This window comes from Candidatus Electrothrix sp. (assembly GCF_052785085.1).
In genome coordinates, this window is the sequence record NZ_JALAAI010000171.1 from 1 (window position 1) to 6,292 (window position 6,292).

Sequence of the window (6,292 nt, forward strand, 5' to 3'; positions counted from 1 at the left end):
GTTTGATTTTTTCATCTCACCAAACAAATAGACAATCGTCAAGTCGAAAATAGCTGGAAAAAAAAATTTCGGTAATTAAGTTATCCCGCTTGAATGTTTAGGTGTTTTTTTACGAGCTGAATTGCTGCAAATATTGTTTTCATGATTCACTCATTGGTAATTCATTACATAGATCGGTTACTCGGAATACTCTTTGTCATCTTCAACCTGCCAAACGCAACTTCTCCTTATCCTCATAAATCCAATCCTCCACCTTCCCAAGTTTTTCCTTAACATCCCTAATCCCCGCCTCTTCCTCCGAAATCCACCCGGAAACAACAGACCGGAAATCATCACCCCGCGTACTCCCTGATCCGGCAGCTATCCTGCTGCCTGCGCCGCCTCGCCAAGCGGCATTTCCTGATACGAAAACTCCTGTAATCCCGCATTGGCTTTGGCGTGCTCAACGGTCATGCTGACGATGTTCCCGTTCTCATCAAAATCAGCATAGACATTCTCACTGATCTCCCGCGTTTCAACAGTTTCTTGATCTGAAAATTCAATCAACGCGGTATCTGTATCAGCAAAATATTTCACTTTCATGCTTCTTCCTCTCTGAATGACCTGTCGAAAAAGGCGTTATGAACTGTCTCTCCATCTTCAAGCAGAATCACCCGCAGATATTTGTTCTCTTCAGCAATCTTCGCCCATTTTCTGATTCTGCCGTCAGACTGAATTGCTGTCCTTTCCGGATGATCAATCACCCGCTGTATCCACTCCATACGTATTCCGGCACGATCAGGCCGTTGCCTCGTATGGTTAAAGTAGAGTGTTGTTTTCATGACAGTCCGACGCGTCTATTCTGTTCAACTCTTTGATTCTTCCTTCAAAGTCTTTTTTTTCGTTTTCCGTCCATTTGCCGAACAGATCGGAAAACATTTCCCGTCGTGCCGTTTTCCGGTCTGAGAGCAGAGTTTTTTGCAGAATAAACTTTACAAAACGATTTCGGCTAAGGCCGGACTGTTTTGATCTTTCAGTCAGCTTTTTTTCAAGCTCTCCGTCTATGCCGTGAATGGTCATTGATTTCATAGCAACCTCCTCTGTTCATTATGGTATAATTCTGCCGTTGCAAGCAAGGCAAGAATCTTGCAAAGCCTGTTCGCATGTTCTGGAAGAATCCCGGCTGTATTACCTGATTGAAACAATTTCCTGAGTCCTTTATGCTTGAACTTGATAATCATAACAGATTATACTCCGTACTGCTGATGTATTTCGTCCCGCAACGGACATCCAACAACAGCCCGGAGATCCCTCTCCGGGCCATAAGCTTCACTCCTCCCCTTCATCCTTCTTCTTGGGCTTCTTCCGCTCACTGGACCGCGTCCCGCCGACCATATCGTACTCCGACGAGTCCGGCCCACAGACCGCCTTGACAGAAAGGCGGACATGGACAAGGTAATCACTCAAGGCTCCGGCCTTGTCCCCCTTTTCCTAGCTCCCAAGCTCCAGCTTGGGAGCACGTATTCCTGAAGCTCTGCTTCTTGTATGAAGCGGAGCTTCACAGTGTCTGCGCCCAAGCAGAGCTTGGGCACTAGAAAAACGCCGGGTAATCCTGTCAACCATCCTTTTTCCGTAGGCGGGAGAATTGGTTGCAATATATTCGTAAATACTGCAAAGATGCCCGACAGCATTTTCTGTCCATCGAACCTTCATTCCGTCAACCCGAACCTTCTGCGTACTTCCTTAATATCAACCGTCCGCCCGGCATCGCTGTCGCTGATGCCCGCTTCAATGGTCTGCCGAACATAGATCTGTTCCATCAGATCATCCCATGTGGCGTTATCAGGCAACCGGTTTAAAATTCTGCCAGCTTCCTGTTTTATACTCTCGATCTGCATTGTTCTACCTCCTCTGATTGTACAATCGGTTTCATACGCATTGCAGACTCCATGTGCCATAAAGGATATCCCTAAAAGCCCGAAGATCCCTCTCCAGGCCAGAACACATCACTCCTCCCCATCCTTCCTCTTCGCCTTCTTCCGCTCACTGAGTCCCGCCGACCATCTCATACTCCTAAGAGTCCGCACCGATAATTTTACAGCTCCATTCGCTTCAACCTACTCAAATCCACCTTCTTCCTAATCTTGCCCAAGTCAAACTGAAGCTGAAGTTTCAGCCAACCTTCGGGAGTGCGCCCGAAGACCTTGGACAGCCGCAGGGCCATTTCCGGGCTTATCTTGGAACGACCGTTCAGCAAAGCGGATAACCGCTTTCGTGTCACTCCCAACGCCTTGGCCGCATCGGTCACGCTCAACTCCAAGGCATCCAGACAGAATTCCCGGATAATCTCTCCCGGATGCGGAGGATTGTACATTTCCATAATCAACCTCGTTAATGATAATCCAACAACAGCCCGGAGAACTCTCTCCGGGCATAAGCTTCACTCCTCCTTATCCTTCTTCTTCGGCTTCTTCCGCTCACTGGCCCGCGTCCCGCCGACCATCTCGTATTCCGAGGAATCGTCCCCGAAAAGCCCCTTGACCACAGCCCGAACCTGGACAATATAATCACTCAGATCCTCGGCGATATCTCCTTTTTCATTCACCAACCGCATCCGCTCAGCATTGAGCGCATCCAACTCACTCACCTTTGCTTGCAGGGCCGCGATCCTGGCCTCCATCTCAGCCGCTGAGATGGCATCCGGCAGCCCGGCCCCGATCTTTTCCAGGGCCTCTTTTACTTCTCCTGCTTCCTGCAACAACTTTGGTACACTTCTCGTCAACATAATGGTGTCCTCCTGTTTCGTTGTATGAAAACGCCGCAGCTCTGAAGCCACAGGCGTATGTTACATTGCGCGCACTGGATTCTTTCCTGCAAGCCCTTGCAACTCAATTACAAGGACATCTTTTTTTCTTGCGACCTCTTGCAGGCTTTCTGCGAGTATCCGCAAGAAGATTGCAAGACCCCGCAAGCTTGTTGCGAGCCTCCGCAATTGACTTGCGAGCCTCCGCAATTGACTTGCAAGCCTTCGCAATTGAATTGCAAGCCCTGGCAATAAGGTTGCGGGCCGTTGCAATGAAATTTTGACGCGTGGAAAATAAAAACAGTATTGATCCGCATCGAAAAAACAAAGAAGGCTTCTTCTGCGGATTATTATGTAAAGAATGTATGCTCAGAAAGAGAAACAACTGGATGACAAACGGACAGAGAGAACGGAAAGAAATACGCTTGTCAGAATGATTGAGGGCGGTATCCCGGCAGGATACTCTTTTCGAGAATTTCACAACATACTCTCTGACCAGAAATAAAAGCAGGTAGCCCGGCCATCTCCTCTCTGGAGACCCGTGACTTTCCGACACCGCCTCACGACGGCTGTGGCTTTATGCAACTTTCCGTTTCGACCGGAAAGCGAAACACCGATACATCATTATTATTCAATATGAATTTTTCATTAGAACTGTTCTTGGTTGTCTTGTCAAGTTTTTTTAGGTTCGCCCTTTGTTCAGGCAAGGTCGGCGTTCGATTAAATGTATGATGCTTGCGCTCTGCTTTTTGTATGAAGCGGAGCTTCACAGTGTCTGTACCCAAAAGCAGAGCTTGGGCACCACAGCCTACCGTTCGCTTCTCTCACCTCCAAACACCCCTCAACATGTCAAGGTTTTCAGCCAAATATTGAGGCCGAGAGCGCAGCAGCATCTTTCCTTTGTACTTCAAGCAGCGCACAAGTCCTTTTTATACTACGATTTTTTATTTCCTCCGCAAACCGGCCCCTATCCTGCAAAAGCAGTTGTATCCTTGTGTTCATTCGGCCCTTTGCCGGAAAAGACCTTGGAAGCATTCGACAAAAAATCTCAGCAATGGATTCCTTGCTGATCAAATCCGCTCAGAAAGCGGAAAGGAGAAGAGTATGTCAGAATATAAAAAACACTCCAGTCATTTTGCGCTGTTTTTTTTAATGGGCGGTGCGCTGGGCGCATTGGCGGGCATTTTCCTTGCCCCGAAATCTGGAAAAAGAATGCGGGCGGATCTCAGGGCAAAAGGCAGCAATGCAGTGGAGGACACCAAGGAAATGTACGGTGATGTCAGTGCCAAGGCGAAAGAAATCATTGAGGACGCTGAACAGCAGGCAAAAACCTTGCAAAAAGAGGCTGAACGACATCTCTCAGAGGCACGCCGGAAGGTGAAAGAGCTTTTGGCTGACCGCGAAGAAAAGAAAAACTGAGCATCCGTGTCTGAACCTCTGGAGATACTGCTGGCAATCAGCGTCACGGTCATTGCGGCGGTCATGGTGATGAGGGCTGTTTTTGAGATTCTTGCCCTTGTTCAGATTCGGCGGACCGCCCGCGAAGCGGAAAAGCTGCTTGCTTCGGTCACCCATGAAGTCGATTCGATTTCAGGCGGGGTCAAAAACCTTGTCCGATCCGTTCAGGAGCAGACAGAACGGATTGAGGAGAGTATTGCAACCTTTCATGACGTGGCGGCTTGGATGAAAGCGTTTCAATCAGAGGTCAAACCAGGGCTTGAAGAAACCCTGTTTCAGCTAGCCGCAGTCATCGGCAGCCTTCGACGGGGTGTCGAAGCTGTTTCCGGCAGTCTGCATGGCAAAAAATCACATTCTGAAAAATCGCAGCACAGGAGAAATCGTAATGAATGAGCATCCAAGTATAACAGATCGCGCAGAGGGAACTTGCCATCAAGTTATGAGCAGGATCAAAAAACTTTTAGGCAAGACATCTTGCAATCAGAAGACAGAAGGCGAGTGTAAAAAAGAAACTCCGCCGGAAAAGGTTCAGGATAAAGTTGGTTAAGCAGAGAAGATGAAAGTCTTCAGCCGTTACAAAACAAAGGTGGAGGGGTGAAGGTTCCTTTTTATTTTTTTTACGGTAGAATAAAAGATGATATATTATTATGCTCAACTATTCAGTTCGGGGGTAACAGGTAGAAATAATTATCGTTTTAAATGTCATGCTGTTACACGTTGTAACGGTTAATAAAATTCTATAGTGCCAAACCTTCGGTAAAAAAAATTGTTATGGCTGTTATGGCTGTTATGGCAGAAGATAAAAAACCCGCAAGTACCCAGTCAATAGTAATCAAGGTCGTGGTGGCCCTTGCTCTCGCAGTTGGCATCATCTTTTTACCCCGTCCCCAAAACCTTACCCCAGAAGGCCAGCGGTTTCTGGGACTTCTGGCAGCCGTTGTTTTTCTCTGGGTCAGCGAGGCAGTTCCTATCGGAACCACAGCCCTTCTGGCCGCATCAGGCCTGATTTTCTTGAAAATCCAGACCGCCCAGGCAGCCTGGACCCCCTTTGCCAGCCCGGCTACCATGTTCGTTCTCATGATCATCATGTTCGGGGTAGTCTTAAACGAGGTGGGGTTGGCAAACAGGCTTTTGTTTTACCTGCTCAAATTCGCCGGCACCAAGGTGAAGCGCCTGACTGATGCCGCTGTAGCCGGTATCGGTGATGCCGACCTTTTTATAAATCGTTCCTATAACTCGGCAGCGACCCAGACCGATGCCGCCTCAATCTATGAGTTCACAGAAGACGGTAGAGACGGGGAAAAGGTGGAAGGTCCCCCGCAGTACTTTGGCAAGGGTTGGTCTTCCAATCTCAACAGCTTTCTTTTAAAGCTGGACTATGCCCCGATCTATGAAGAGGTGCAGATTCTTTTCCCGGACGGCCATACCCAGAATTTTATCAAGGACGGTTCCGGCTATAAAGCGGATACCCCGGATAATTTTGATGTGCTGACCGAGGACGGCGGAGATTTTCTCCTGACAAGAAAGCACAGTCAGGAAAGCTGGAAATTCGGTTCTGACGGCAACCTGCTGGAGATAAAGGATAAGAACGGCAATACGATTACATACACCTACTCCGGTGAACTGTTGAGCAAAATCAGTGACGGCAACCGCTCCATAACCTTTCAGCATGATGGAAACGGGCATATCACCGAAGCCCGACTGCCTGAAGGCGCATAGTCCTGTCCTATGCATATGACGACGACCTGCTCACGGCAATGACCGACGGACGGGGCAACCGAACCGAATACAGGTATAACGAACACGATCAGATCAGCGAAATTATCACGCCGAAAGGTCATCATGCCATGCGGATGAATTACGATGACCGTTATCGGGCCATTGATCAGACCGTGGGCGAAAGCGAGCTGTATTCTTTTGTTTATCTGATAATTTCCTATCTGACATATCCCTCTGGTACCACTTAAATAGCTGGAACACCTGGATGAAAATGCTCTTCTATTAACTCCCTTAAGTCCTTTTCTCTCCTTATTTTACGCATAATCTGAACAA

General features: G+C 48.1%; 12 protein-coding genes and 1 riboswitch. Of the genes, 5 read left to right on the forward strand and 7 right to left on the reverse strand.

Annotated elements, in window-relative coordinates:
- Nucleotides 1-360 precede the first annotated feature (360 nt).
- The 7 genes from L2082_RS17845 to L2082_RS17875 form a co-directional block, all read right to left on the reverse strand.
- A complete protein-coding gene (locus L2082_RS17845) occupies nucleotides 361-582 on the reverse strand; it encodes a DUF2283 domain-containing protein (protein ID WP_446012057.1) in 222 nt (73 codons plus the stop codon).
- Nucleotides 579-821, reverse strand: a complete 243-nt coding sequence (locus tag L2082_RS17850) for a hypothetical protein (protein WP_446012058.1) — start codon at nucleotides 819-821, stop codon at nucleotides 579-581. The genes L2082_RS17845 and L2082_RS17850 overlap by 4 nt, the downstream gene beginning before the upstream one ends.
- Entirely contained in the window at nucleotides 799-1,068 is a 270-nt protein-coding gene (locus L2082_RS17855; RefSeq protein ID WP_446012059.1) for a hypothetical protein, read from the reverse strand. The genes L2082_RS17850 and L2082_RS17855 overlap by 23 nt, the downstream gene beginning before the upstream one ends.
- Before the next feature lie 240 nt (nucleotides 1,069-1,308).
- Nucleotides 1,309-1,446, reverse strand: a complete 138-nt coding sequence (locus L2082_RS17860; protein WP_446012060.1) for a hypothetical protein — start codon at nucleotides 1,444-1,446, stop codon at nucleotides 1,309-1,311.
- Between the two features lie 242 nt (nucleotides 1,447-1,688).
- Nucleotides 1,689-1,877, reverse strand: a complete 189-nt coding sequence (locus L2082_RS17865; protein ID WP_446012061.1) for a hypothetical protein — start codon at nucleotides 1,875-1,877, stop codon at nucleotides 1,689-1,691.
- A gap of 197 nt (nucleotides 1,878-2,074) precedes the next feature.
- On the reverse strand, nucleotides 2,075-2,359 hold the full coding sequence (locus L2082_RS17870) for a HigA family addiction module antitoxin (protein ID WP_339138191.1): 285 nt from the start codon (nucleotides 2,357-2,359) through the stop codon (nucleotides 2,075-2,077).
- Between the two features lie 60 nt (nucleotides 2,360-2,419).
- Nucleotides 2,420-2,764: a hypothetical protein gene (locus tag L2082_RS17875; RefSeq protein WP_446012062.1), complete on the reverse strand. Its 345-nt coding sequence runs from the start codon at nucleotides 2,762-2,764 to the stop codon at nucleotides 2,420-2,422.
- A 525-nt stretch (nucleotides 2,765-3,289) separates the two neighbouring features.
- Nucleotides 3,290-3,368, reverse strand: a riboswitch (cyclic di-GMP riboswitch).
- Nucleotides 3,369-3,886: 518 nt separating this feature from the next.
- Here L2082_RS17875 and L2082_RS17880 point away from each other — a divergent pair.
- From L2082_RS17880 to L2082_RS17900, 5 genes are all read left to right on the forward strand, one after another.
- Nucleotides 3,887-4,201 (forward strand): YtxH domain-containing protein, encoded by a 315-nt coding sequence (locus L2082_RS17880; protein WP_446012063.1) that lies wholly within the window; start codon nucleotides 3,887-3,889, stop codon nucleotides 4,199-4,201.
- A gap of 6 nt (nucleotides 4,202-4,207) precedes the next feature.
- Nucleotides 4,208-4,633, forward strand: coding sequence for a DUF948 domain-containing protein (locus L2082_RS17885; RefSeq protein WP_446012064.1), 426 nt, complete (start codon nucleotides 4,208-4,210; stop codon nucleotides 4,631-4,633).
- Nucleotides 4,626-4,787, forward strand: coding sequence for a hypothetical protein (locus L2082_RS17890; protein ID WP_446012065.1), 162 nt, complete (start codon nucleotides 4,626-4,628; stop codon nucleotides 4,785-4,787). The genes L2082_RS17885 and L2082_RS17890 overlap by 8 nt, the downstream gene beginning before the upstream one ends.
- Nucleotides 4,788-5,011: 224 nt before the next feature.
- Nucleotides 5,012-5,959: an SLC13 family permease gene (locus tag L2082_RS17895; protein WP_446012066.1), complete on the forward strand. Its 948-nt coding sequence runs from the start codon at nucleotides 5,012-5,014 to the stop codon at nucleotides 5,957-5,959.
- A gap of 38 nt (nucleotides 5,960-5,997) precedes the next feature.
- Nucleotides 5,998-6,207, forward strand: a complete 210-nt coding sequence (locus L2082_RS17900) for a hypothetical protein (RefSeq protein ID WP_446012067.1) — start codon at nucleotides 5,998-6,000, stop codon at nucleotides 6,205-6,207.
- Nucleotides 6,208-6,292: the final 85 nt, after the last annotated feature.

Bases quoted from the DNA above. Each gene is read 5' to 3' on its own strand.
- L2082_RS17845 (WP_446012057.1), bottom strand. From the start codon at position 582: ATGAAAGTGAAATATTTTGCTGATACAGATACCGCGTTGATTGAATTT.
- L2082_RS17850 (WP_446012058.1), bottom strand. From the start codon at position 821: ATGAAAACAACACTCTACTTTAACCATACGAGGCAACGGCCTGATCGT.
- L2082_RS17855 (WP_446012059.1), bottom strand. From the start codon at position 1,068: ATGAAATCAATGACCATTCACGGCATAGACGGAGAGCTTGAAAAAAAG.
- L2082_RS17865 (WP_446012061.1), bottom strand. From the start codon at position 1,877: ATGCAGATCGAGAGTATAAAACAGGAAGCTGGCAGAATTTTAAACCGG.
- L2082_RS17870 (WP_339138191.1), bottom strand. From the start codon at position 2,359: ATGGAAATGTACAATCCTCCGCATCCGGGAGAGATTATCCGGGAATTC.
- L2082_RS17875 (WP_446012062.1), bottom strand. From the start codon at position 2,764: ATGTTGACGAGAAGTGTACCAAAGTTGTTGCAGGAAGCAGGAGAAGTA.
- L2082_RS17880 (WP_446012063.1), top strand. From the start codon at position 3,887: ATGTCAGAATATAAAAAACACTCCAGTCATTTTGCGCTGTTTTTTTTA.
- L2082_RS17890 (WP_446012065.1), top strand. From the start codon at position 4,626: ATGAATGAGCATCCAAGTATAACAGATCGCGCAGAGGGAACTTGCCAT.
- L2082_RS17895 (WP_446012066.1), top strand. From the start codon at position 5,012: ATGGCTGTTATGGCTGTTATGGCAGAAGATAAAAAACCCGCAAGTACC.
- L2082_RS17900 (WP_446012067.1), top strand. From the start codon at position 5,998: ATGACCGACGGACGGGGCAACCGAACCGAATACAGGTATAACGAACAC.